Here is a 23729-nt window from a genome sequence, read left to right on the forward strand (position 1 = left end):
TGACGTGGCGCGGCATGTCGTGACGTGTCGTGGCGTGACGTGTCGTGCTGTGGCCGGAAACGATCAGTGGGACGGCGGGACGGTGGGACACCGCCCGGTCAACCGATGTGAGCTGCGATGATCCGCGCGCACTCCATCGGCTCGCTCCGCGTCGTGTCCACCTCCAGGTCGTAGGTCACGCCCTGGTGGACCACGTCCGCCTGTGAGACCGCCATGCCTGGGACACGGTCGCCCCGCGCGATCTCACGGGCAGCGGCGACGGCGCCCTCGCACCGGACGCCGACCCACAGCACCCGGAGTCCGCCGAGCGCCTTCTGCCACCGCTGTTGGGACGCCGCACCGCCGAGGAACACCTCGTCGACGATGACCCCGGCTCCCGTACGGGCCATCGTGGCGACCCCCTCGATCCATGCCGTCTCCAGCGTACGGAACCCGGGGCCGACGACCACCTCGCCGTCCGGGGCGAACTCGATGCCCGCGTCCGACGCGCGCATGGACGCGGGCATCGCCTGGATCAGGGTGTCGACCCCGAAGGTCAGCCACGGGTCCGGCAACACCGCCTGAAGACACCGGGCTATGCCGGACTTCCCTGAGCTGGAGCCACCGTTGAGCACGATCATCTGCGTCTTCACCGGGCCACACTACAACCTGGCTGCGGTGCGATGTGGTGCAGGGCGAGGTGGTGCGGTGCGAGGTGGTGCGGTGCAAGTGATGGGGGGCCGACGCGAATTCGCCCGTGGTCCGCCCGGCCCTCGGTGGTCAACACGGTGAGTCCGAGGCATGACCGTATGGCCGTCGGCAGAACCGATTCAGCAGCTCCCGTCCGGGTGACGGAACCTCACATTCGGCAGTAGTCGCAGGTCAGCGGCACAGACTTGGGCCGTTTCCGATCCCCGCACAAGGAGTTCCCCTCATGCGTCTTCGTTCCACCGTTGCTGCCGCCTTCGGCGCGCTCGCGCTCATCGTCGCCGTGCCGACCTCGGCCGGCGCGGCCACCGGAGACTTCACGTACGCCTACACCGGTCTCGACGGCGCCCCGCGACTCGGCTACCTCGTCGACCCGCCGAGCCGGATGTGCATCACCCTGCCCGAGGTGGCCGATCCCAATTCGTCGAACCCGGCCCACACTCCGTGGAACTTCACCGACTCCAGCGCGACCGTCTTCACCGACCCCGGCTGCGAGGGCGACTACTTCACCCTCCGGCCCGACGGCGGCCACGCCGGCAGCCGGCTGAAGCTCCGCTCGGTCGTCTTCAGCTGATCCCACCGCACCGCGCAACCACCACCCCGGTACGAGCCGCCCCCGCGCCCGTGCCGGGGTGGCTTGCGTTTGGTGAAGTCTGCCCGGGGCGACTTCACCGGCGTTGGTGGCTCGCTTTCGTAGCTCGCGTTCGTAGCTCGCGTTCGTAGCTCGCGTTCGTAGCTCGCGTTCGTGGCGAGGTGGTTGTCACGTCCCTGCCTCGCGGGTGCGGGAATGGGGGCCGGTCGTCGCAGGTTGACCGGGTATGCCGACGCCACCTGTGATTCTCCTGCTGTCCGGAAGCCTGCGCAGCGGTTCCTCCAACGAGACCGTGCTGCGCACCGCGCAGGCCGTGGCGCCCGCCGAGGTGCGGACCGTTCTCTACGACGGCCTCGCGGGGCTCCCGCACTTCAACCCCGATGACGATGCCGATCCGCTGCCGGGTCCGGTGGCGGAGCTGCGGGCGGCGATCGACGAGGCGGATGCCGTTCTGGTCTGTACGCCGGAGTACGCGGGGACCCTGCCGGGGGCGTTCAAGAACCTGCTGGACTGGACGGTCGGCGGTACCGAGATCTGCGACAAGCCCACCGCCTGGGTGAACGCCGCGGCTCCCGGCCGCGGCCGGGGCGCGGAGGCCACGCTCCGTACCGTGCTCGGCTACACCGGTGCGGACATCGTGGAGCCGGCCTGCGTACGGATCCCCGTGGGCCGGGACGCGGTCGGCCCGGACGGGGTCATCACCGATCCGGGCGCCCGTGAGCAGCTGGGGCAGGTGCTCGGGCTGCTGACGAAGCGGGCCGCGGAGGTCGGGCGGGACGGGTGAGGGCGCGTACGCGCCCTCGACGAACGGCCCGTACGCGCCCTCAACCCCCCTCGCTCGCGGACGGTCACATCGCCAGCGTCCTCCGCAGTGCCTCGGCGAACTCCTTGGGCTGTCCCAGGAAGCCGCCGTGGTCGCCGGGGAACACGACCGGCCGCGTGCCGAGCAGTTCGGCCAGGGCGACGGACGTCCGGTAGGTGACCAGGCCACCCGAGTCGGCGCCGAGCCCGATGACGACGCGGGCCGGGGCAGCCGTCATCGCGGCGATGTCGGGCACGTAGCGGGCGGTGCCCCGCAGGTCGTGGCCGAAGAAACGGGCGCCGTTGGCGATGTCCCGGAGCGAGGGCTCGTCCGGTTGTGCGGCGGGGGCGCCGTCGTCGCAGCCGTCGTTGTCGAATCCGGCACCGGCCATGAACTTCATCCATGCCGCGCCCTGGCCCTCCTTGTGGAAGGTCTCGATGATGTCCTCGGTCATGGCGCGCTGTTCGGCCGCGTCGGGGAGGATCTCCAGGACGGGCGGCTCGTGCGCGACGAGCGTACGTACCCGGCCGGGGTGCCGGGCGACGAGCGCCAGCCCGGTCACCGCGCCGCCGCTGCTGCCGAACACATCGGCGGAGCCGGCCCCGAGCGCGTCGATGATCGCCGCCACGTCGTCCGCCCGCCGGTCGGGTGTGGTGTCCTCGTCGGGGTCGTCGAGCGTGCTGCCGGAGATCCCCCGCGGGTCGTGGGTGACGACGGTGTGGTCGTCGGCGAGCGCGTCGGCCAGCGGTGCGAAGGACGCGGCGTCCATCGGCGACCCCATGACCAGCAGCAACGGTCCGGCGCCGCGCACCTCGTAGTGCAGGTGCGCGCCGGGGACGTGGAGGGTGTGGGTGACGGTCATGCCGGTGGTCCTTCCTCGATCGGCGGCCCGCGTCCGGGGCGCCGTTGTGCTGACAGAGGTAGGACTCCGGCCGCCGGGGAAACTCATCGCCCACCCCCGGCCGCCCGACAACGGGACAGCCGCTGACAGAATGGGCGAAATGGCGACACCTTCTGAGCCCCCGCCCCAGCCCTGGCCGGACGGCGAGCCCCTGCACGCCGACCTCCTCGCGGCGAAGAGGCTGGTCTACGACCCGAGCGGGCTCGTGTGCACGCGGCCGGTGCCCGAGGCGGAGAGCGTCGAGTACGGGGCGCATGGGTTCACCGTGGACGGCTCCGCCGTCAGGTTCCGGGTGGCCCGGACCACCCCGACGAAGGCCGGCCAGTTCGTGACGGTGTGGAAGCGGTCCGCGGGCGGTGAGCCGATCCGGCCCTACGACTCCGTCGACCCGGTCGACCTCTTCGTCATCAGCACCCGTGACACCGGCGGCTTCGGGCAGTTCGTGTTTCCGCGGGACGTGCTCCGCGAGCGGGACATCGTGTCGACGGGCGGGTCCGGCGGGAAGCGCGCGTTCCGCGTCTATCCGCCGTGGGTGACGACGTCCGGTCGACAGGCCGGCCGTACGCAGGAGTGGCAGGTGGAGTACTTCCTGCCGGTCCGGGAGGGCGAAGCCGAAGGCGAGGGCGAGAACGAGGGCAAGAACGAGGGCGAGGCGGTCGACCCGGTCCGGTGCCGGGCGCTCTACCGCCCGTGACGGCGCCCGCCGTCAGCGGTAGTCCTCCGGGTGGCCCTGCATCCAGGTGTTGACGCGGTCGCGGGTGCCGATCAGCTCGGAGCGGTGCTTCTCCAGGTTGTCCGTGGAGATGTCGCCGTTCAGCGTCCTGCGCAGGGCGGCGATCCGGGCGATCGGCTCCTTGAAGTGGCCGGGACCCTGGGCGTCCGCCTTCATGGCCTTGTCCAGGCGGGCCAGTTCGTCGTGGACCCGGCCCAGGAAGCAGCCGCGGTCCGACGCGCCCGGGGTGCAGTTGTCGTTCAGCGTGGCCTGGAGCCCCGCGAAGGCGTCGCGTACGGCCTCCGGCCTGGTTGCGCTCCACCTCGGCCGCCTCGGCCGCCTCCGCCTCCGCACTGGCCTCGTCCGCACTGGCCTCGTCCGCCGCGCTCTGCGCCACGACGGCCTTGTCGGCGGCCTTGGACGCGGCTGCGGCGTCCACGGACGGCGCCACATACGGAACGTCACCACCCGGCCCCTGCGAGGTCCCGGCGGCCGAGCAGCCCACCAGGAACGCCCCGAGAACTACTGCCGCGACCAGGGTCGTCGCAGTGCCGCGCGACCGGAAACCCGGGCGCCGCGTCAGCCTCGGAGAGACGCCGCGTTAGCCTCGAAGACCCGGGCCACGGGCCCGGACAACACGGATGAGAAGGCGAAGGTGGCAGCGATGGCGAAAGTTCCGGCAGCGGCGGTGGCGGCGAGCGGGCTGGTCGGCGGGTACGCCGTCGCGCGGTGGACCAGGAAGCGGCCGCTGGGCGGGGTCGCCCTCGCCGCCGCGGGCACTGTCGCCGCGTACGAGTGGAACCGGCAGGCCGGGCCGCGCGCGGCCGCCGCGCTGACCACGGCGTATGTCGCCGCGTTCGCCGGTTCGCACCCGCTGGCCAAGAAGATCGGCGCCTGGCCGGCCGTCTTCGCCGTGGCGGGCGGCATGGCCGCCGCGTCGTGGGCGGTCACCCGCCGGGCCGCCTGAAGCACATACGGCAGGGGCGGGGACTCCGAAGAGCCCCCGCCCCTGCCGCTGTCCCGGCTCCGCTACGCCCCCAGCACCCACGACACCGTGTAGATCAACAGGCCCGCCAGTGCACCCACCACCGTGCCGTTGATCCGGATGAACTGCAGGTCGCGGCCGATGTTTGCCTCGATCTTCTTCGACGTCTGGCCCGCGTCCCAGCTCGCGACCGTGTCACTGATCAGCGAGGTGATCTCCGCCCGGTAGGTCGTGACGACATAGACCGCCGCGTCCTCCAGCCAGCCGTCCAGCTTCGCCCGGAGACGGCTGTCCGTCGCCAGCCGCGCCCCCAGCGCCATCAGTGAGGCCCGCGCCCGCAGCCGCAGCTCGCTCTGCTCGTCCTCCGCCGCCGCGATGATCATCGTGCGCACCGACGACCAGGCCGAGGCGATGACGTCCTGGACCTCACCGCGTCCCAGGATCTCCGACTTCAGCCGCTCCACCCTGGCCCGGGTGTCCGAGTCCGTCTGGAGGTCGTCCGCGAAGTCCGTCAGGAAGGTGTCGATCGAGGCGCGCGCCGGGTGTCCCGGCATGTCCCGCATCTCCGTGACGAAGCGCAGCAGCTCCTTGTAGACCCGCTCCCCCACCCGCTTGTCGACGAACCGCGGCGTCCAGCCCGGAGCCCCGCCCTGCACCGCGTCCATCACGGAATCGCCGTGCAGCACCAGCCAGTCGTGGGCGCGTACGCAGATCAGGTCCACCATCCTGCGGTGGCCGCCGTCGGCGACGATCTTCTCCAGCATCTTGCCGAGACCGGGCGCGACTTCCGCCGCGTTGGCCCGCCGGGTGATCGCCTCACCCACCACGGCCTGCACATCGGAATCCCGCAGCACCTTCAGCGCACCGCGCAACGCGGTCGACAGCTCGGCGGTGACCCGGTCCGCGTGCTCCGGCTCGGCCAGCCAGGCACCGAGGCGGCCACCGACACCGAGCGCGTGGATACGGCCCCGTACGACATCGCCGGAGAGAAAATTCTCGCCGACGAAGGAACCCAGAGAGGCTCCGAGCTGGTCCTTCTTGGTGGGGATAATGGCGGTGTGCGGGATCGGCAGGCCGAGCGGACGCTTGAACAGCGCCGTGACGGCGAACCAGTCGGCCAGCGCACCCACCATCCCCGCCTCGGCGGCCGCGGCGACGAAGCCCGGCCAGCCGCCCACACCCGCGTTCTTCGCCCAGGTGGCGAGTACGTACACGAGCGCGACCAGCAGAAGGAGGCCCGTGGCCGTGGTCTTCATCCGGCGCACACCGCGCCGCTTCTCCTCATCGGCCGCCGTGTACGCGAACGAGGCGAGGGGGGCAGGACGGCCACCGGGCACGGGACGGGCCGCACCCGCCACCTGCTCCCCGGCACGCCCCTGCGGCCGCGCGCCCTGTTCGCCGGCTCCGGCCCGATCGATCCGTTCCATCCGCTCCACCCGTCCGCGTACGCCTCGCCCCCGGTGTCCCGTACGCATTGTCCCTACCTGACCTACTCCCGGGCCGCACGTCAAGTCCCCGACGCCCTGCCCCATCATGGGATCAGTCCGATTGATCACGAGGAGAAACACCGCCCATGCCCAGGCGCCAGGGGTACGCCCTGCTCATCGCCCTCGTGGCGGGCACCGCCGCGCTCGCCGCCGCCGTGGCGTTCGCCGGCCCCCTGCTGTTCTCCGGCTCCGGCACCCGGCCGAAGCAGCTCGCCGTACCCGATCCGCGGTCCGTGGCCCGTACGCCCGCCGCCCCCGCCCACTCCACCGGCCTCTGGGCCGCGACCTGGACGGCGGCCCCCGTCGCCGGGGTGGTCGACTCCTACAACGGCAGCGCCCTGCACCGACGCACCATCCGTAACGTCGTACACACCAGTATCGGCGGCGACGCGGCCCGGATAACCCTCTCCAACGCCTTCGGCACCCGCCCGCTGGTCGTGGACCACGCCACCGTGAACACCCGACCCGTGACCTTCGGGGGCGCCGGCACCGTGACCGTCGCGCCGGGCGGGCAGATCGTCAGCGACCCCGTCACCGTCCCGGTCGCCGCCGACTCCGACCTCGTGGTCACCCTGCGCACCCCCACCGCCGAGGGGCCCGTCACCATCCACGAGCGCAGTCACCAGACGTCGTACGTCGACACCGCGTGGGGCACCCGGCGGACCGACGGCTGGCGCTACCTCACCGCGGTCGACGTGCACACACGGGCCGCCGGCGGAACGGTCGCCGTGATCGGCGACTCGCTCACCGCGGGCACCGGCTCCACCCTCGACACGAACAGCCGCTGGCCCGATGTGCTCGCCGACCGGCTGCACGGCCGGTACGGGGTGGCCAACGCGGGCATCGCGGGCAACCGCATCCTGCGCGACGGACGCGGCGTACGGGCGACCGCCCGCTTCGACCGCGACGTACTGGACATCGCCGGGGTGAAGACCGTCGTCATCGCGCTCGGCATCAACGATGTGCAGATGTCCCCGCAGGAGTCCGACCCGCAGCGCATCGCGGACGCCCTGCGGTCCATGACCATGCGCGCCCACGCACGCGGACTGCGGGTCGCCGGGGCGACACTGATGCCGTACGAGGGATTCCCCACCTGGACACCCGCGCGCGACGGCGTACGGGAACGGGTCAACGCGCTGATCCGGGCGGGCGGGATCTTCGACCACGTCATCGACTTCGACGCGGCGGCCCGTGACCCCTACCGCCCGACCCGGCTCCGGCCGGCGTACGACAGCGGCGACCATCTCCATCTGAACGACGCGGGCTACCGGCAGCTGGGGTCCCTGGTGGACCTCACGGCGCTGGTGCCCGACCGGCCCGAGTCCGACCAGCTCTGACGACGGGGCGCCGAAACGGCCTGCCGGCGGGGCGCCGGGGCAGAGGGCAACGGGGCGGGCGCTCCCCCGGTTCAGTCGTCGGACCGGCCCTTCTCCAGCCGGCCCCGCCCCTGCCCACGCTCCCTGTCCAGCTCCCGCAGCCGCTCCAGCTCCGCCTTCCTCAGCCGGTTCTTCTCCGCCTTGCTCCGCTTGCGCTCCACACCGACGCCACCCATCAGCGCCAGCCCGGTGATCCGCACCCGCGGGGCGTCCGGCGACGGAACCCCGTCGTCCTTCGTGCGCTCCCCGAAGCCGCCCATGATGCCGATGCCCTTGACCTCGACATTCAGCTCCGGCGGCACCGTCACCTGCATACCGCCCATGATCGTGAAACAGCGGATGACCACCTCGCGGGCCTCGAAGTTCGCCTCGCGCAGATCGATCTCACCGCCGCCCCACATGGTGAACGCGGTGAACTTCCGGCCCACCGTCCAGTTCCCCCGGCGGCCGAACCCACTCCACATCGCGAACGCGCCGCCCGATGTGGCGGGCCTGCCGATCCGGTCCGCCCACCGCATCGCCGAACCGGTCCGCGCCGGCGCCGGACCCACCGGGGCCACCGCCGCACCCGGCGCCGGAAGATCCCGGACCAGCGGCTGCAACTCCCCATGCGTACGCGCCTTGTAGGTCGCTTCGAGCCGCTGCTCGAACTCGTCCATCTCCAACCGGCCCTCGGCAACCGCCTCGCGCAGGATCTCGGCGACGCGCTCACGCTCGGCATCGGAAGCACGCATTTCCGGAAGGTCACTTGTCATACCGCGCAGCTTATTGAACGCCTACACCCTCGTCACAGCCCTACATGCCGGTCGCGGACTCATACATCTTCGCGATCACGGCCTCGATGTCCGGCTCCCGCACCGACAGGTCGACCAACGGATAGTCCGCGGCAATCCGGGCGACCAGCGGAGCGGCCGATTCCGAGGCCGGGAAGGCCAGCCACTGCCGCGGCCCCTCCACCTTCACCGTACGGACCGAGGGCGCCGACTCCAGCCGGATCGGCGGCAGTTGATGCTCCAGGTCGACCACCAGCGTCCGCTCGCTCTCGCCCACCTCATGCAGACCGGCAAGGGCGCCGTCGTACATCAGACGGCCGTGGTCGATCACCATCACACGCTTGCAGAGCTGCTCGATGTCCGTCAGATCATGGGTCGTGAGCAGCACCGTCGTACCGCGTTCGGCGTTCAGGTCCCGCAGGAATCCCCGGACCTTGGACTTGGAGACGACGTCCAGACCGATCGTCGGCTCGTCCAGGTACAACACCTCGGGATCGTGCAGCAGCGCCGCCGCGATGTCGCCACGCATCCGCTGCCCCAACGACAGCTGCCGCACGGGGACGTCCAACAGCTCACCCAGGTCGAGGAGTTCGACACAGCGATCCAGGTTCTCCCGGTAGCGCGCGTCGGGAATCCGGTACATCCGGTGCATCAGCCGGTACGAGTCGCGCAGCGGCAGGTCCCACCAGAGCGTGGTGCGCTGGCCGAACACCACACCGATCCGGTGCGCCAGCCTCGTACGCTCCCTCGAAGGGTCGATGCCCGCCACCCGCAGCCGGCCGCCGCTCGGGGTGAGGATGCCGGTCAGCATCTTGATCGTGGTCGACTTCCCCGCGCCGTTCGGGCCGATGTAACCGACCATCTCGCCACGCGCGACGCGGAAGCTGATCGAGTCGACCGCCCGGACCTGACGGCGTTCACTGCGCAGGAAACCGGTCTTGCGACGCACGTCGAAGACCTTCTCCACGTTGTCGAGCTCGATGAAGCCGGTGTTGACGCCGACATCGGTGTCGGTTCCGGAGCGGGTCTCTGTTTCCATGTCCATGTCCATGCCCTGCCTCGCTGGATGTTCCGGATCAATTTCCTGTGCTGCGGTACGCGCGCAGGCCCGAGCGCCAGGCCAGACCGGCCGGCAGCCAGAACAGCACCGCCACCACCGGGGGCAGGAACGCCACCCGGTCCGGCAGTCCCAGCGGGTACTCCCGGCCCAGCACGTACAGCGCGGGCAGCCAGTTCACGAAGGCCAGCGGCACCACGAACGTCACACCGCGCACCAGGTCCTTCGCGAAGACCGACGGCGGGTACTGGAGCAGGGTGTTCCCCCCGTACGTGAAGGCGTTCTGCACCTGGGAGGCGTCCTGCGCGATGAACTGGAACGCCGCCCCGGCCACGAACACCGCCCCGAAGATCGCCGCCCCGCTCAGCAGCATCATCGGCATCATCGCCACCTTCAACGGCGTCCATGCGATGTCCAGCGCCACCAGCGCGTACCCCAGCACCAGCACCCCCTGGACCACCCGCCCCATCCTGCGCAGCGCGAACCGGTCCGCCGCCACCTGGGCCAGCACCGGGACCGGCCGTACCAGCAGTGTGTCCAGCGTGCCGTCGCGCACCCGGCGGCCCAGCCGGTCCATCGAGCCCAGCAGCAGGTCGGCCAGACCGAACGCGGTGCCCGAAACCCCGTACAGCAGGGCGATCTCGGGCAGTGTGTAGCCGCCCAACCGGTCCACGTGCGAGAACATCAGCAGGATCGCGACGAAGTCGAAGGCGGTCGCCGCGAAGTTCCCGAACGCCGTCATGGCGAACGAGGCGCGGTACGCCATCGTCGAGCGCAGCCACATCATCGCGATCAGCCCGTACGCCCGGACACCCTCGACGAACCTCGGCCGATCGGCGAACACCGCCTCGGGCCAGTCCGCGGGCCGGCCGCCGGGGGCACTCGCCGTCCCGGCCACCTCCACCGCACCGGTCGTATCAGCCACCCTGGACCACCACCCTCCTCGTCGCCACCGACTGCACCATCCGCCCCACCGACAGCAACGCCAGCGCCCAGCCGGCCTGGAAGGCGTACGCCCGCACCAGCTCCCACCCCGGGTACTTGCCGAGGAACACATCGACCGGCACCTGGAGCAGCGACGACCACGGCAGCACCCGCGCGACATCCCCCAGCACCCCGGGGAACAGCGTCAGCGGGAGCAGCATCCCGGAGAAGAACATCCCGGCCAGCCAGGCCATCTGCGCCATCCCCGCCCCGTCCAGCAGCCAGAACGCGGAGAGCGCCACCAGATAGCGGATCCCGAAACTGACCACGACGCCCAGCGCCACCGAGACGAGGAAGGCCAGCCAGATCCCCGGCGAGGAGGGCAGCGCCAGCTCGAAGGCGAGCGATCCCACCAGCATCGGCACGATGCCGCGGCCCAGCAGATGGAACGCGGCGCGGCCCAGATCGCCCGCGAGCCACCACAGTTGGAGATCCGCGGGCCGGTAGAGATCGACCGCGATGTCGCCGGTGCGGATCCGCTCGATCAGCTCGTCCTCGAAACCGCCGCCCATCATGGAACAGGTCATCAGCAGCGCCTGCCCCAGCCAGACGTAGCTGAGCGCCTGGGACATGTCGTAACCACCGAGCTGCGGCCGCTCGTCCCACAACGCCACATAGGTGTACGCGAGGATGAACCCGAAGACGGTATTGGTGAAGACTCCCGCCGCCGTGGCGGTCCGGTAGGTGGCGTAGCGCCGGAACTGTCCCGCCGCCACCACCGCGTAAAGCCGCATCGCATACACCCCCCATCGCCCGGGTGCCCAACGGCTTTGGACACCAAAGCGCAAGACCCTAGTCCAAGGGAGACGGCCGCCGCGACCGCTTTTCGGGCGTCGATCCGGGGGCGATCCGGGGGCGATCCGGGCGTCGATCCGGGGGTCGATCCGGTGCTTATTCCGTAGAAAAGGGCACTATGGGGGAACTGACCGCGGCCGAGGAGTCTGCACGGACATGAGCGACGAGCCACAGCAGCCGAGCGGGGAACACGAACCCCGGGGCTGGGCCCCCAGGGATCCGGCTGCCCACGGCGGCGCCGGTGCGTCCGGCAGGCCGGACCGCGAAGGCGGCAGGGCGAAGAAACCCAAGCGCACCGGATGGCGCCGGGCCGTCCCCACCTGGCGGATGACCCTCGGCGCCGTCCTCCTCCTCGCCCTGCTCCTGATCGGCGGCTTCATCGCCGGGTACGAACTCGTCGACATCCCGCCCGCCAACGCCAGCGCCACCGCGCAGTCCAACGTCTACCTCTACAAGGACGGCAGCGTCCTCGCCCGCTCCGGCGAGATCAACCGGGAGAACGTCAAACTGGCCCAGGTCCCGCTCACCGTCCAGCACGCCGTCCTCGCCGCGGAGGACCGCGACTTCTACTCCGAACGGGCCGTCGACCTCAAGGCCATGACCCGCGCGGCCTGGAACACCCTCACCGGCAAGGGCAAACAGGGCGGCTCGACGATCACCCAGCAGTACGTCAAGAACTACTACCTGGGCCAGGAACAGACCGTCGTCCGCAAGGTCAAGGAGTTCTTCATCGCGGTCAAACTCAACCGCGAGGAGTCCAAGAACCAGATCCTTGAGGGCTACCTCAACACCAGCTACTTCGGCCGCAACGCCTACGGCATCCAGGCCGCCGCCCAGGCCTACTACTCCAAGGACATCGGCGAGATCACCACCGCCGAGGGCGCCTACCTCGCCTCCCTGCTCAACGCCCCCAGCGCGTACGACGTCGTCGTCCACCCGCAGAACAAGGCCGCCGCCCTCGGGCGCTGGAACTACGTACTCGACGGCATGGTCAAGGAGAAGTGGCTCGGCCCGGCCGAACGCGCCGCCATGAAGTTCCCCGTACCCGGCAAGGTCAAGCCGTCCACCGGACTCTCCGGACAGCGCGGCTACATCGTCCAGGCCGTCGAGGACTACCTCACCAGCAACAAGGTCATCGACGAGAACACCCTGGCCACCGGCGGCCACCGGATCACCACCACCCTGGAGAAGAAGAAGCAGGACGCCCTCGTCGAGGCCGTCGACGACAACGTCATGTCCCAGACCAGCCCCGACCGCAAGGCCGACCGCAACGTCCGCGTCGGCGGCGCCTCCATCGACCCCGGTACCGGCCGCGTCGTCGCCATGTACGGCGGCGTCGACTACACCAAGCAGTACGTGAACAACGCGACCCGCCGCGACTACCAGGTCGGCTCCACCTTCAAGCCCTTCGTCTTCACCTCCGCCGTCGCCAACCGCTCCACCACCCAGGACGGCCGGCGCATCACCCCCAACACCATCTACGACGGCACGAACAAACGCATGGTCCAGGGCCCCGACGGACCCACCGGCTACGCCCCCGCCAACGAGGACGACATCAGCTACGGGCCCATCACCGTGTCCACCGCCACCGACAAGTCCGTCAACGCCGTCTACGCGCAGATGGCCGAGGACGTCGGCCCCGGCGAGGTCAAGCAGACCGCCATCGACCTCGGCCTTCCCGAGAACACCCCGGACCTCACCGCGTACCCGTCCAACGCACTCGGCGTCTCCACCGCCAGCGTCCTCGACATGACCGAGGCGTACGCCACCCTCGCCAACCACGGCCGGCACGGCGCGTACGTCCTCGTCGACCGGATCAGCAAGGACGGCGAGGACCTCCAACTCCCCGACAGCGGAAACACCGAACAGGCCGTCAGCCGCGAAGCCGCCGACACCACGACCGCGATCCTCCAGAGCGTCGTCGAGGGCGGCACCGGCACCGCCGCCCAGGCCGCGGGCCGCCCCGCCGCGGGCAAGACCGGCACCGCCGAGGAGGACAAGGCGGCCTGGTTCGCCGGCTACACCCCCGACCTCACCACCGTCATCGCCGTGATGGGACAGGACCCCGAAACCGGCGTACAGAAACCGCTGTACGGAGCACTCGGACTCGCCCGCATCAACGGCGGCGGCGCGCCCGCCCAGACCTGGGCCCAGTACACCGAGGCCGCCCTGCGCGGCACCACGGCCGAGGACTTCGACCTCGAACTCGAAAGCGGCGCCGAGGAACCCGCCCCGCCCACCGGCGAGGAGACCAGCCCCGAGGGCACCACATCGCCCTCCGAAACCACCTCCGGCACCGCGCCCAGCACCCCCGGAAGCACCCCGCCCAGCAGCCCGTCGAACCCCGGAAGCAGCGAACCCGCCACCGGTGGCACGAACACCGGCAGCCCGACCTACGGCACGACGGACAACGGCGGCGCACAGAACGGCGGCGGGGACGGCGGCCCCCGCGGCGGCGACAACGGCGGCGCGGACGGGGGCGGCGGGACGGGCGCGGGCGGCCTCAACGGCGGCGGGGACGACAACAACCTCCTCCCCGGCACCCAGGGCACCCCGGCCCCGCGTCAGTGACCCGAGGTCGCCTTCAGCCCCACGACGGCGACCAGCAGCAGACAGACGAAGAAGATCCGGGCGGCGGTCACCGGCTCGTTCAGCACCACCATGCCCAGCACCGCCGCACCGGCCGCGCCGATCCCGACCCACACGCCGTACGCCGTACCGATCGGCAGCGTCCTGGCCGCATGGGACAGCATCACCATGCTCGCCACGATCCCGAGGCCGGTGAACACGCTCGGCCACAGCCGGGTGAACCCCTCGGTGTACTTCATCCCGATCGACCAGGCCACTTCCAGCAGACCGGCGACAACGAGCAGAACCCAGGCCATGACGGCACCTCCGACGAGACAGAACACGCGAACAACACAGGTGCGTCGTCTTTTCGAAGCCCGGTACGGCGCGTCTCGTCGGGGTCCCCCCACCGTAGCAAAGAACAGGCAAAAGGCCTGGTGACACCGGTCACCAGGCCTTGCACCCACAGCTGCGGACAGGGACTACAGATAAAGCCCGGTCGAATCCACCGACCCCTCGAACCGGTCCGCCGCCACCGCGTGCAGATCACGCTCGCGCATCAGCACATACGCCACACCGCGCACCTCGACCTCGGCACGGTCCTCGGGGTCGTACAGCACCCGGTCGCCGGGCTCGACCGTCCGCACGTTCTGGCCCACCGCGACCACCACGGCCCAGGCCAGCCGACGGCCGACCGCCGCCGTCGCCGGAATCAGGATGCCGCCACCGGAACGCCGCTCGCCCTCGGGCGTATCGGACCGGACCAGCACACGGTCGTGCAGCATACGGATGGGCAACTTGTCGTCGGTGTTCTCGCTCACGCCCCGCAACCTACCTGCCCGCCGCGGTTCCACGCCTCTCCGGGGTGCGCGGACCGCGGCATCAGCTCTTCCGGCGCCGCTTCGACGCCACGACCAGACCCACGACACCCGCCGCGAGCAGCGCCGCCGGAATCACCCGCTCCAGACGCGGGGCCCCGTCCTCGGACACGAACTGCGCCTTCACGTCCGACACGGCCCGGTTCACCGCGACGAACGCCCGCCCGGCCGTCCGGTCCACGGCCTCGGCGGCCTTGGCCTTCACATCACCCATGATCGTATTCGGGTGCACCCGCACCCCGATCTCATCGAGCACCACCGCAAGCTGCTCACGCCTGCTGATGATGTCCGCCTCGATCTGCGCAGGGGTCCTGGCATCCGACACTGCGCCGCCTCCGTGGTCGTCGTCCGGTAAACCTTCATCGCCAGTCTGTCAGCTCGACCGCCCACGCACCCGGCGGCACCCCTATTACGCTCGGTCCCGTACACCCCACGTGCCACCTGAGGAGAACCATGAGCGAGCGACTCCAGCCCGGCGACACCGCCCCCGCCTTCACGCTCCCCGACGCCGACGGCAACGAGATCACGCTCGCCGACCACAAGGGCCGCAAGGTCATCGTCTACTTCTACCCGGCCGCCCTCACCCCCGGCTGCACCAAGCAGGCCTGCGACTTCACCGACAACCTGGAGCTGCTCGCCGGTGCCGGATACGACGTGATCGGCGTCTCCCCCGACAAGCCCGAGAAGCTCGCCAAGTTCCGCGAGAAGGAGAACCTCAAGGTCACCCTGGTCGGCGACCCGTCCAAGGAGACCCTTGAGGCGTACGGCGCCTTCGGCGAGAAGAAGCTCTACGGCAAAACAGTGACGGGCGTCATCCGCTCCACGATCGTCGTGGACGAGGACGGCAAGGTCGAGCGCGCCCTCTACAACGTCAAGGCCACCGGCCACGTCGCCAAGATCATCAAGGACCTCGGCATCTGAGCCGAGGTTCTGCCCAGCCCCGGAATGCCCTGCACCGCTTCAGCCCCGGCCGAAGCGGTGCAGGGCATTCCGCATCTTGTCGGATATCGGACGTGACACTCCGGTAAATGACTCGTTGATCCGTACGAGGCTGCGAACACGCGGCCGGACGCGGAGGGGAACGTGGCAGTGAGCCCATACACGCGCGAGATCCTTGAGCGGGCCGCCTCGTCATCGCGGACGCTGTCCGAAGCACTGACGAAGCTCGGGGTCGATCCGAAGAGCTCGACGCGGCGATACATCGCCGATCGCATGAGGAAAATGGGTATCGCCACCGGACACTTCGAGCGTGAGGGCACACGCTGGACCAGAGAAGTCCTGGAGCCTGTGATCGCTTCCTCGACGAACATGTGCCAGGTGCTGCGGAGCCTCGGCCTTGAGGTGGTGGGTGGCCATCACGCCCATATCAGCCGCCGGGTGAAGGCCCTCGGCATCGACACATCCCACTTTGCACCGCCCTCCAGGAAGGGGGAACGAAGGCGCCGTCGCCCCGAGGAGCTTCTGGTCGACCAGAATCCGTCCCATGCCCGCCGAATACCGGGTGACCGACTCAAACGAGCCTTGGTTGCCGTCGGCGCCGAGCAGCGCTGCGCGATGTGCGGCACGGAGCCCGTCTGGCGAGGCCGGCCGCTCCCCCTCGAAGTCGATCACATCGACGGCGACTGGCGGAACAATCAAGCCCGGAATCTACGTCTCCTCTGCCCCAACTGCCACTCGACGACGGACACTTACCGCGGCCGAGGCAAGGGAGGTCGCAACTCGGCGCCGGGTAGGACGCGATGACCACCGGCACCCGATACACGCGCGAGCGGCTGGTCGAAGCAGCAGAGAAGTGCGGCAGCATCGACGAAGTCATCGCGTTCCTGGGCACACGCCCCTACGGACACCTCCGTCGGTATCTCTTCAAGCGTTTCAAGCACTTCGGCATCGACGTCTCACACTTCCGCAGCCGTGTCCACCACGGAAGCGGGCCGCGTCCCTCCAGGGCGAAGCTCGCCGAAGCCGTCGCCGCGTCCGTCTCCCTGGCAGGCACACTCCGGCTACTGGGCCTGGCCGACACCGCGGGAGCAAGGAATCGTCTGCGGCGTTGGCTGGCCGAGGACGGCCTCATCACCGCACATTTCCTGGGCCAGGGGCACCAACGGGGACGAGTCGGCCCCACCCCGCCGAAGACGCCCGAGCACGTGCTGATCAAGCACGATGGCGAACGCCGCACGAAGACCGTCCTGCTCCGTCGCGCCCTGCTGGAGATCGGTGTCCCACAGGAGTGCGCCGAGTGCGGAACCGGCACCGTGTGGCAGGGCAAGCCGATGACCCTGGAAATCGATCACATCAACGGCGACTGGAGCAACGACCGGGCCGAGAACCTCCGGTTGCTGTGCCCGAACTGTCACGCCACTACCGACACCTGGTGCCGAGGGGGCAGTACCCGAAGCACCTTTTGACGCCCTTCGCTCCCACCAACTCCGCGTAGCACGGTAACCTTGGCTTCGTTCTGCGCCCGTACGCCAACTGGTGAGCGGCGACTTTTAGGTAGTCGTGTTTGTGTCGGTTCGAGTCCGACCGGGCGCACCGAATAGCCGAGCACGCCCGGCCCTCTCAACGAGGGGCCGGGCGTCGCTGTCTCACCCCACCAGCTCCCGCACCACCGGCACCAGTGCCCGGAACGCCCTGCCCCGGTGGCTGATCGCGTTCTTCTCCGCCGGGGTCAGTTCCGCGCAGGTGCGGGTGTAGCCCTCGGGCTGGAGGATCGGGTCGTAGCCGAAGCCGTTCGTGCCGGACGGGGTGTGGCGCAGGGTGCCCGTCAGGCGGCCCTCGACGACGCGTTCCGTGCCGTCGGGGAGGGCGAGGGCGGCCGCGCAGGCGAAGTGGGCGCCGCGGTGGGCCGCGTCGATGTCGGAGAGCTGGGCCAGGAGCAGGTCCAGGTTGGCCCGGTCGTCGCCGTGGGTGCCTGCCCAGCGGGCGGAGAAGATGCCGGGGGCGCCGCCGAGCACGTCCACGCAGAGGCCGGAGTCGTCGGCGACGGCGGGGAGGCCGGTGGCCTTGGCGAGGGCGTGGGCCTTGAGGAGGGCGTTCTCGGCGAAGGTGACGCCGGTTTCCTTGACGTCGGGGACGTGCGGGTACGCGCCCGCGCCGACGAGCTCGTGGGTGAGGCCGGCGTCGGCGAGGATCGCGTGGAGTTCGGTGATCTTCCCGGCGTTGCGGGTGGCGAGGATGAGGCGGGTCATGTCACCCAGTATCGGGGGTGGTCAGGGCGTGCAGACCTTGCCGATCTCCGCGGCGGCGTCGGTGACCGGGGTGATGTCGGGGGTGGCGTCGCCCTTGTCGATGGAGTCGCGGACGTTGCCGACACCGGCCTGGAGGTCGTCGACGGCCTTGCCGAGGTCGGCGTTGTCGGTCTTGTCGCCGAGCTCGCCGAGTGACTTCTCGATCTCGTCGAGGGCTTCGGCGGCCTGTGTGGGGTCGCCGGCGGCGTTGGAGACGGCCTGCTGGAGGTTGTCGACGCTGGTGGCGATGGCGTCGGCGGTGCGGACGCAGTCCAGTGCCTTGTCGACGGCGCCGCAGCCGGACGCGGCGGTGAGGGCGAGGGCGGTCAGGGTCAGCGCGACGGTGATGCGGCGGTGGCGGGCGGCCTTGGCCATGGTGCGGTTCCTCCCCGGATGCGGATGCGCGGACGGGCGCACGGTTCGGCCCGTGCGCCCGTGTTCGTAACGACGCCTGTGGTGCGTATTTGGTTGCTTCTTTACTCGCCCGGGGTGTGGGCGAGGGCCTCGTGCTGGATGGCGGTCAGGTCCGCGCAGCCGACCGTGGCGAGGTCGAGGAGGGCGCCCAGTTCCTTGCGGTCGAAGGGGGTGGCCTCGGCGGTGCCCTGGACCTCGACGAAGCGGCCGTCGCCGGTGCAGACGACGTTCATGTCGGTCTCGGCGCGGACGTCCTCCTCGTAGCAGAGGTCGAGGAGGGGGGTGCCGTCGACGATGCCGACGCTGATCGCGGAGACGGTGTCGGTCAGCGGCTTGCGGCCGTGCTTGACGATCTTCTTCTGCTGGGCCCAGGTGACGGCGTCGGCGAGGGCGACGTAGGCGCCGGTGATGGCGGCGGTGCGGGTGCCGCCGTCGGCCTGGAGCACGTCGCAGTCCAGGACGATGGTGTTTTCGCCGAGGGCCTTGTAGTCGATGACGGCGCGCAGGGAGCGGCCGATGAGGCGGCTGATCTCGTGGGTGCGGCCGCCGATCTTGCCGCGTACGGATTCGCGGTCGCCGCGGGTGTTGGTGGAGCGGGGCAGCATGGAGTATTCGGCGGTGACCCAGCCTTCGCCGCTGCCCTTGCGCCAGCGGGGGACGCCTTCGGTGACGGAGGCGGTGCAGAAGACTTTGGTGTCGCCGAAGGAGATGAGTACGGAGCCTTCGGCGTGCTTGCTCCATCCGCGTTCGATGGTGACGGGGCGGAGCTGTTCGGGGGTGCGGCCGTCGATACGAGACATGGCGTCGACTTTATCGGGTGCGGGGGTGGCGTCCGTTCGGGTGCTGGGGCGCTCCTGCGGGGCCGCCGTCCGGGTGCGGCGCAGGCCCCGTCCGGGTGGGCGGGGCCTGTGCGGTGCCGGGCGGCCGGTTCAGTGAAGGGTTCGGCGGCCGTTCACATCATGTCTTCGATGTCGGCGGCGATGGGGTCGGCGTCGGTGCCGATGACGACCTGGATCGCGGTGCCCATCTTGACGACGCCGTGGGCTCCGGCGGCCTTGAGCGCGGCTTCGTCGACCTTGCTGGGGTCGTGGACCTCGGTGCGAAGGCGGGTGATGCAGCCTTCGATCTCGTCGATGTTCTCGATTCCGCCGAGCCCGGCGACGATCTTCTCAGCCTTGCTGGCCATGGCCTTCTCCCTGGTTCTCCACATGCGTGCGACGGCCCACCCTGGGTCCGTTTCGTCACCGTAACGCACGTTTGGCCCAGCTTCGCGAGCGGGTGGCTGGACCGTCCCCAATGATGACGATCACCGGTGCCCTGTCTTCCAGGCGGGTTACGCACCGTACCTCAATTGGTCTACACCAGTCTGCAACGACCGCCGAACGCGCCTTGTTCCGGGAGGATGCCGATGAGCTCAAGCAGCGCCGCAGTGCCGCAGAAGACGTGGTGGAACGGTTTCTTCCAGGGCCTCCAGAAGATGGGCCGCAGCCTCCAGCTCCCGATCGCCGTACTGCCGGCGGCCGGCATTCTCAACCGGTTGGGCCAGCCGGACGTATTCGGCGACGAGGGCCTGGGCTGGAACAACATCGCCAAGGTGTTCGCGGCCGCGGGCGGCGCGCTGCTCGACTCGGGGCTCGGCCTTCCGCTGCTGTTCTGCGTCGGGGTCGCGATCGGCATGGCGAAGAAGTCGGACGGTTCGACCGCGCTCGCCGCGGTGGCCGGCTTCCTCGTCTATTACGCGGTGCTGCACGCCTTCCCGGTGGATTGCGCCCCGGGTTCGACGTTCACTTCGGGCGGCACCTGGTTCGGCACCTGTGTGACCGGCGACGCCAAGGTCACGGCCGCCGAGTACCAGAATCCCGGGGTGTTCGGCGGCATCGTGATGGGCCTGCTGTCCGCCTGGTTCTGGCAGCGGTACCACCGGGTCAAGCTGGTGGACTGGCTGGGCTTCTTCAACGGCCGCCGGCTCGTCCCGATCATCATGGCGTTCGTCGGCCTCCTCTTCGCGGGGCTGTGCGCCTGGCTGTGGCAGCCGATCGGTGACGGTCTGACCAGCTTCTCCAAGTGGCTGGTGGATCTGGACTGGGTGGGCTCCGGCATCTTCGGTATCGCCAACCGCGCGTTGCTGGTCATCGGCCTCCACCAGTTCCTGAACACCTTCGTCTGGTTCCAGTTCGGCGACTTCACCAAGCCGGACGGCACGGTCGTGCACGGTGACATCAACCGGTTCCTGGCGGGCGACCCGACGGCCGGCCAGTTCACCTCCGGCTTCTTCCCGATCATGATGTTCGCCCTCCCCGCGGCGGCGCTGGCGATCTACCACTGCGCCAAGCCGCATCGCCGCAAGGCGGTCGGCGGCATGATGCTGTCGGTCGGCCTGACCTCGTTCGTCACGGGGATCACCGAGCCGATCGAGTACTCGTTCCTCTTCGTCGCGCCGCTGCTGTACGGGATCCACGCGGTGCTCACCGGTGTCTCGATGGCGGTGACGTGGGCGCTCGGGGTGAAGGACGGCTTCAGCTTCTCGGCGGGGCTGATCGACTACGTCATCAACTGGAGTCTGGCGACCAAGCCATGGCTGATCATTCCGATCGGCCTGGCCTTCGCCGTCATTTACTACGTGATCTTCCGGATCGCGATCACCAGGTTCAATCTCCAGACGCCGGGCCGCGAGCCCGACGAGCTGGAGGAGGAGATCGAGAGGAACCTCACGAAATAGCACGTGGGCGGGCCCCCGTCCCGCCCGGAGCAGGCTTTCCAAGGCCCTCGGACCCCAGGTGGTCCGGGGGTCTTCGGCATGTCACCGAGCGTGGGTGATAGCTCATGCGAAGTAGTCGGAATTTGCAGGTTCCTTATCCAGCGCTCACCGTGCTACAACTGGTCTACACCACTGAGTGGTCCAGACCACGTGGCGCTCTGCCGCGTTTTTCGAGTCGCCGCCTTTCCCCCCCGTCAACGACCTGGGCGGCGCCTTGTCCCATGGAGGAAGTTGATGTCCACGGCAGACACCGCACCCGCGGTCACCAAGAAGAAGGGCGCCGGCGTGATGTCGGTCATGCAGCGCATCGGCCGCAGCCTCATGCTGCCGGTCGCGGTGCTGCCCGCCGCCGCACTGCTGGTCCGGCTCGGCCACGACGACATGCTCGGCAGGGCCTCGTTCCCCGGCTTCGTCACCAAGATCGCGAGCTTCATGGACGCGGGCGGCAACGCGATCCTCGACAACATGGCGCTGCTGTTCGCCGTCGGCATCGCGATCGGCTTCGCGAAGAAGTCGGACGGTTCGACCGCGCTCGCGGCCGTCACCGGCTACCTGGTCTTCCAGAAGGTGCTCGCCACCTTCACCGACAGCAACCTTCCGCAGGTCGCGACGGTGGTCGACGGCAAGATAGTCATGACGGACGCCCCCGTGGACGCCAAGGTCCTCGGCGGTGTGGTGATGGGCATCGTCGTCGCGCTGCTCTACCAGAAGTTCTACCGGACGAAGCTGCCCGCCTGGGCCGGCTTCTTCGGCGGCCGCCGCCTGGTCCCGATCCTCTCCGCCTTCGCGGGCCTGCTCATCGGCATCGTCTTCGGCTACATCTGGCCGGTGCTCGGCACCGGGCTGCACAACTTCGGCGAGTGGCTGGTCGGTTCCGGCGCGGTCGGCGCGGGCATCTTCGGCGTCGCCAACCGTGCGCTGATCCCCGTCGGCATGCACCACCTGCTGAACTCGTTCCCGTGGTTCCAGGCCGGTGAGTACCACGGCAAGAGCGGCGACATCAACCGCTTCCTGGCCGGTGACCCGACGGCCGGACAGTTCATGACCGGCTTCTTCCCGATCATGATGTTCGCCCTCCCGGCCGCCTGCCTCGCGATCGTGCACTGCGCCCGCCCGGAGCGCCGCAAGGTCGTCGGCGGCATGATGTTCTCGCTCGCGCTCACCGCCTTCGTGACCGGTGTCACCGAGCCGATCGAGTTCACGTTCATGTTCATCGCCCCGGTGCTGTACGCGATCCACGCGGTGCTCACCGGTGTCTCCATGGCCCTCACCTGGGGGCTCGGCATGAAGGACGGCTTCGGCTTCTCGGCGGGTGCCGTCGACTTCTTCCTGAACCTCGGCATCGCGAGCAAGCCATGGATGCTGGTGCTGGTCGGCCTCTGCTTCGCGGTGGTCTACTACGCGGTCTTCCGCTTCGCGATCACCAAGTTCAACCTGCCCACTCCGGGCCGTGAGTCCGACGCGGAGCTCGCCGAGCTGCTCAAGGCCGAGGCGAAGTAACCCTCGCCCGCCGCACGATGAAGCCCTCACCTCCCACGGCGGGAGGTGAGGGCTTCATCGTGTCAGCGACGCGGCACACCAAGGCGGTACACCTGGCTCTCGTACGCCGCTGGGGTCTGTCCGACCCTGATCCGCCGGCCAGACCCTAGACCTCGTACACCGCGCCCGGCACCGCCACGTCCGCCGGTCCGTCGAAGACCACGCGGGCGTCGGCCAGGTTGCGGTCGGCGTCGGTCCACGGCGGGATGTGGGTCAGGACCAGGCGCCCCACGCCGGCGCGGGCGGCGGTCTCGCCCGCCTCGCGGCCATTGAGGTGGAGGTCCGGGATGTCCTCCTTGCCGTGGACGAACGACGCTTCGCACAGGAACAGGTCGACGCCCTCGGCGAGTTCGTCCAGGGCGTCGCAGGTCCCCGTGTCGCCGGAGTACGCCAGCGAGCGGCCGCCGTGCTCGATCCGGATCGCGAAGGTGTCGACGGGGTGGCAGACCTTCTCCGTACGGACCGCGAAGGGGCCGATCTCGAACGATCCCGGCTTCAGCGTGTGGAAGTCGAAGACCTCGCTCATCGCGTGCTCGGACGGGGTGTCGGCGTGGGCGGTGGTCAGCCGCTGTTCGGTGCCTTCGGGCCCGTAGACCGGGAGGGGGGCGGGACGGCCGCCGTCGTGCCGGTAGTAGCGGACGACGAAGTACGCGCACATGTCGATGCAGTGATCGGCATGGAGGTGACTGAGGAAGATGGCGTCGAGGTCGTAGAGACCGACATGGCGCTGCAGCTCACCGAGGGCGCCGTTGCCCATGTCGAGGAGCAGCCTGAAGCCGTCGGCCTCTACGAGGTAGCTCGAACACGCTGATCCCGCGGACGGGAACGAGCCGGAGCAGCCGACGACGGTGAGCTTCATGGAGCGTGAACCTCCGAGACGTGGGAACGGGGAGGGTTCGTGCGGTCTGTTGAGCGGTTCGTCGAGCGTAAAGCGCGAAACAGCCGGTCGCTCCTCCACGGCCGTCCGTTGTGGGGGAACTCACCTGCGCTGTCACCGGTTCGATGGAAGCGGTGGGGACGCCGGTACGGTCGGGGCATGGACATGTCCTGGTGGTGGATCGCGCTCGTTCTTGTCGTGCTGCTCGCGCTCGTCGCCGCGGTCGCCGATGGCCGGGGGCGGGGCGGGCGCGGGCCCCGTGGACGTTCCCGCGGGACGGCGGGGACGCGCTCCGGTGGGCGTCCGGGCGGGCGGAC

The 23729-nt window shown here is 69.8% G+C and carries 27 protein-coding genes, 1 tRNA gene, 1 pseudogene and 1 riboswitch; of the genes and pseudogenes, 13 read left to right on the top strand and 16 right to left on the bottom strand.

The window, feature by feature from the left end:
- Window positions 1-98 precede the first annotated feature (98 nt).
- Window positions 99-620, bottom strand: coding sequence for a chloramphenicol phosphotransferase CPT (gene cpt / locus ABZY11_RS21005; protein WP_356480604.1), 522 nt, complete (start codon window positions 618-620; stop codon window positions 99-101).
- Between the two features lie 293 nt (window positions 621-913).
- Here cpt and ABZY11_RS21010 point away from each other — a divergent pair, with 293 nt between their 5' ends.
- Window positions 914-1261 (top strand): hypothetical protein, encoded by a 348-nt coding sequence (locus tag ABZY11_RS21010; protein WP_356480581.1) that lies wholly within the window; start codon window positions 914-916, stop codon window positions 1259-1261.
- Between the two features lie 244 nt (window positions 1262-1505).
- On the top strand, window positions 1506-2063 hold the full coding sequence (locus ABZY11_RS21015) for an NADPH-dependent FMN reductase (protein ID WP_356480582.1): 558 nt from the start codon (window positions 1506-1508) through the stop codon (window positions 2061-2063).
- Between the two features lie 64 nt (window positions 2064-2127).
- On the opposite strand, the gene ABZY11_RS21020 is transcribed toward ABZY11_RS21015, so the two are convergent.
- Complete coding sequence (locus tag ABZY11_RS21020) at window positions 2128-2943, bottom strand: alpha/beta hydrolase (protein WP_356480583.1); 816 nt, start codon at window positions 2941-2943, stop codon at window positions 2128-2130.
- Between the two features lie 139 nt (window positions 2944-3082).
- Between ABZY11_RS21020 and ABZY11_RS21025 the strand changes: the two genes are divergently transcribed.
- Complete coding sequence (locus ABZY11_RS21025; protein ID WP_356480584.1) at window positions 3083-3676, top strand: MepB family protein; 594 nt, start codon at window positions 3083-3085, stop codon at window positions 3674-3676.
- A 12-nt stretch (window positions 3677-3688) separates the two neighbouring features.
- On the opposite strand, the gene ABZY11_RS21030 is transcribed toward ABZY11_RS21025, so the two are convergent.
- A complete protein-coding gene (locus tag ABZY11_RS21030) occupies window positions 3689-4048 on the bottom strand; it encodes a hypothetical protein (RefSeq protein ID WP_356480585.1) in 360 nt (119 codons plus the stop codon).
- A gap of 310 nt (window positions 4049-4358) precedes the next feature.
- Here ABZY11_RS21030 and ABZY11_RS21035 point away from each other — a divergent pair, with 310 nt between their 5' ends.
- On the top strand, window positions 4359-4661 hold the full coding sequence (locus tag ABZY11_RS21035) for a hypothetical protein (RefSeq protein ID WP_356480586.1): 303 nt from the start codon (window positions 4359-4361) through the stop codon (window positions 4659-4661).
- A gap of 62 nt (window positions 4662-4723) precedes the next feature.
- On the opposite strand, the gene ABZY11_RS21040 is transcribed toward ABZY11_RS21035, so the two are convergent.
- Window positions 4724-6106 carry a DUF445 domain-containing protein gene (locus ABZY11_RS21040; RefSeq protein WP_356480587.1) on the bottom strand — a complete coding sequence of 461 codons (1383 nt, stop codon included), beginning with the start codon at window positions 6104-6106 and terminating at the stop codon, window positions 4724-4726.
- Window positions 6107-6252: 146 nt separating this feature from the next.
- Here ABZY11_RS21040 and ABZY11_RS21045 point away from each other — a divergent pair, with 146 nt between their 5' ends.
- Window positions 6253-7503, top strand: a complete 1251-nt coding sequence (locus ABZY11_RS21045; protein WP_356480588.1) for an SGNH/GDSL hydrolase family protein — start codon at window positions 6253-6255, stop codon at window positions 7501-7503.
- A 71-nt stretch (window positions 7504-7574) separates the two neighbouring features.
- Here ABZY11_RS21045 and ABZY11_RS21050 read toward each other — a convergent pair whose 3' ends face one another.
- The 4 genes from ABZY11_RS21050 to ABZY11_RS21065 all read right to left on the bottom strand — a co-directional run bounded on the left by ABZY11_RS21050 (window position 7575) and on the right by ABZY11_RS21065 (window position 11090).
- Window positions 7575-8276: a DUF1707 domain-containing protein gene (locus ABZY11_RS21050; RefSeq protein WP_356480589.1), complete on the bottom strand. Its 702-nt coding sequence runs from the start codon at window positions 8274-8276 to the stop codon at window positions 7575-7577.
- Window positions 8277-8337: 61 nt separating this feature from the next.
- Entirely contained in the window at window positions 8338-9354 is a 1017-nt protein-coding gene (locus tag ABZY11_RS21055; protein ID WP_356480590.1) for an ATP-binding cassette domain-containing protein, read from the bottom strand.
- 37 nt (window positions 9355-9391) lie between these two features.
- Complete coding sequence (locus ABZY11_RS21060) at window positions 9392-10297, bottom strand: ABC transporter permease (protein WP_356480591.1); 906 nt, start codon at window positions 10295-10297, stop codon at window positions 9392-9394.
- Entirely contained in the window at window positions 10290-11090 is an 801-nt protein-coding gene (locus tag ABZY11_RS21065) for an ABC-2 family transporter protein (protein ID WP_356480592.1), read from the bottom strand. Before ABZY11_RS21065 ends, ABZY11_RS21060 begins: the two co-directional genes overlap by 8 nt.
- A gap of 217 nt (window positions 11091-11307) precedes the next feature.
- Here ABZY11_RS21065 and ABZY11_RS21070 point away from each other — a divergent pair, with 217 nt between their 5' ends.
- On the top strand, window positions 11308-13722 hold the full coding sequence (locus tag ABZY11_RS21070) for a transglycosylase domain-containing protein (protein WP_356480593.1): 2415 nt from the start codon (window positions 11308-11310) through the stop codon (window positions 13720-13722).
- Here the strand turns inward: ABZY11_RS21070 and ABZY11_RS21075 are convergent.
- The 3 genes from ABZY11_RS21075 to ABZY11_RS21085 all read right to left on the bottom strand — a co-directional run bounded on the left by ABZY11_RS21075 (window position 13716) and on the right by ABZY11_RS21085 (window position 14922).
- Window positions 13716-14036: a multidrug efflux SMR transporter gene (locus tag ABZY11_RS21075; protein ID WP_189545185.1), complete on the bottom strand. Its 321-nt coding sequence runs from the start codon at window positions 14034-14036 to the stop codon at window positions 13716-13718. The genes ABZY11_RS21070 and ABZY11_RS21075 overlap by 7 nt on opposite strands.
- 39 nt (window positions 14037-14075) lie before the next feature.
- A riboswitch (guanidine-III (ykkC-III) riboswitch) is annotated at window positions 14076-14145 on the bottom strand.
- 56 nt (window positions 14146-14201) lie between these two features.
- A complete protein-coding gene (locus ABZY11_RS21080; protein ID WP_030923137.1) occupies window positions 14202-14540 on the bottom strand; it encodes a co-chaperone GroES in 339 nt (112 codons plus the stop codon).
- A gap of 61 nt (window positions 14541-14601) precedes the next feature.
- Window positions 14602-14922, bottom strand: a complete 321-nt coding sequence (locus ABZY11_RS21085; RefSeq protein WP_356480594.1) for a DUF3618 domain-containing protein — start codon at window positions 14920-14922, stop codon at window positions 14602-14604.
- A 128-nt stretch (window positions 14923-15050) separates the two neighbouring features.
- Here ABZY11_RS21085 and bcp point away from each other — a divergent pair, with 128 nt between their 5' ends.
- The 4 genes from bcp (at window position 15051) to ABZY11_RS21105 (ending at window position 17129) form a co-directional block, all read left to right on the top strand.
- Window positions 15051-15518 (top strand): thioredoxin-dependent thiol peroxidase, encoded by a 468-nt coding sequence (bcp, locus tag ABZY11_RS21090; RefSeq protein WP_356480595.1) that lies wholly within the window; start codon window positions 15051-15053, stop codon window positions 15516-15518.
- Between the two features lie 162 nt (window positions 15519-15680).
- Window positions 15681-16340, top strand: coding sequence for an HNH endonuclease signature motif containing protein (locus tag ABZY11_RS21095; protein WP_356480596.1), 660 nt, complete (start codon window positions 15681-15683; stop codon window positions 16338-16340).
- Window positions 16337-17002 carry an HNH endonuclease signature motif containing protein gene (locus tag ABZY11_RS21100; RefSeq protein ID WP_356480597.1) on the top strand — a complete coding sequence of 222 codons (666 nt, stop codon included), beginning with the start codon at window positions 16337-16339 and terminating at the stop codon, window positions 17000-17002. Before ABZY11_RS21095 ends, ABZY11_RS21100 begins: the two co-directional genes overlap by 4 nt.
- Window positions 17003-17054: 52 nt before the next feature.
- Window positions 17055-17129: transfer RNA gene (locus ABZY11_RS21105), tRNA-Leu, on the top strand.
- A 53-nt stretch (window positions 17130-17182) separates the two neighbouring features.
- On the opposite strand, the gene rdgB is transcribed toward ABZY11_RS21105, so the two are convergent.
- From rdgB to ABZY11_RS21125, 4 genes are all read right to left on the bottom strand, one after another.
- Complete coding sequence (gene rdgB / locus ABZY11_RS21110) at window positions 17183-17785, bottom strand: RdgB/HAM1 family non-canonical purine NTP pyrophosphatase (protein ID WP_356480598.1); 603 nt, start codon at window positions 17783-17785, stop codon at window positions 17183-17185.
- 21 nt (window positions 17786-17806) lie between these two features.
- On the bottom strand, window positions 17807-18199 hold the full coding sequence (locus tag ABZY11_RS21115) for a hypothetical protein (RefSeq protein WP_356480599.1): 393 nt from the start codon (window positions 18197-18199) through the stop codon (window positions 17807-17809).
- 101 nt (window positions 18200-18300) lie between these two features.
- A complete protein-coding gene (gene rph / locus ABZY11_RS21120; protein ID WP_356480600.1) occupies window positions 18301-19038 on the bottom strand; it encodes a ribonuclease PH in 738 nt (245 codons plus the stop codon).
- Between the two features lie 152 nt (window positions 19039-19190).
- The gene (locus ABZY11_RS21125) at window positions 19191-19424 is read right to left on the bottom strand and encodes a PTS glucose/sucrose transporter subunit IIB (protein WP_014156020.1); all 234 of its coding nucleotides are present in this window, start codon (window positions 19422-19424) and stop codon (window positions 19191-19193) included.
- Between the two features lie 222 nt (window positions 19425-19646).
- Between ABZY11_RS21125 and ABZY11_RS21130 the strand changes: the two genes are divergently transcribed.
- Both ABZY11_RS21130 and ABZY11_RS21135 read left to right on the top strand, forming a co-directional pair.
- The gene (locus ABZY11_RS21130; protein ID WP_356480601.1) at window positions 19647-20957 is read left to right on the top strand and encodes a PTS transporter subunit EIIC; all 1311 of its coding nucleotides are present in this window, start codon (window positions 19647-19649) and stop codon (window positions 20955-20957) included.
- 273 nt (window positions 20958-21230) lie between these two features.
- Entirely contained in the window at window positions 21231-22496 is a 1266-nt protein-coding gene (locus ABZY11_RS21135; RefSeq protein ID WP_356480602.1) for a PTS transporter subunit EIIC, read from the top strand.
- 145 nt (window positions 22497-22641) lie between these two features.
- Here the strand turns inward: ABZY11_RS21135 and ABZY11_RS21140 are convergent, their stop codons facing one another.
- A complete protein-coding gene (locus tag ABZY11_RS21140) occupies window positions 22642-23394 on the bottom strand; it encodes an MBL fold metallo-hydrolase (protein ID WP_356480603.1) in 753 nt (250 codons plus the stop codon).
- A 129-nt stretch (window positions 23395-23523) separates the two neighbouring features.
- On the opposite strand from ABZY11_RS21140, the pseudogene ABZY11_RS21145 reads away from it, so the two are divergent.
- Window positions 23524-23729: pseudogene (locus tag ABZY11_RS21145) on the top strand (type II toxin-antitoxin system PemK/MazF family toxin); the annotation flags it as partial.

The organism is Streptomyces sp. NPDC006510 (genome assembly GCF_040611955.1).
GTDB lineage: Bacteria > Actinomycetota > Actinomycetes > Streptomycetales > Streptomycetaceae > Streptomyces.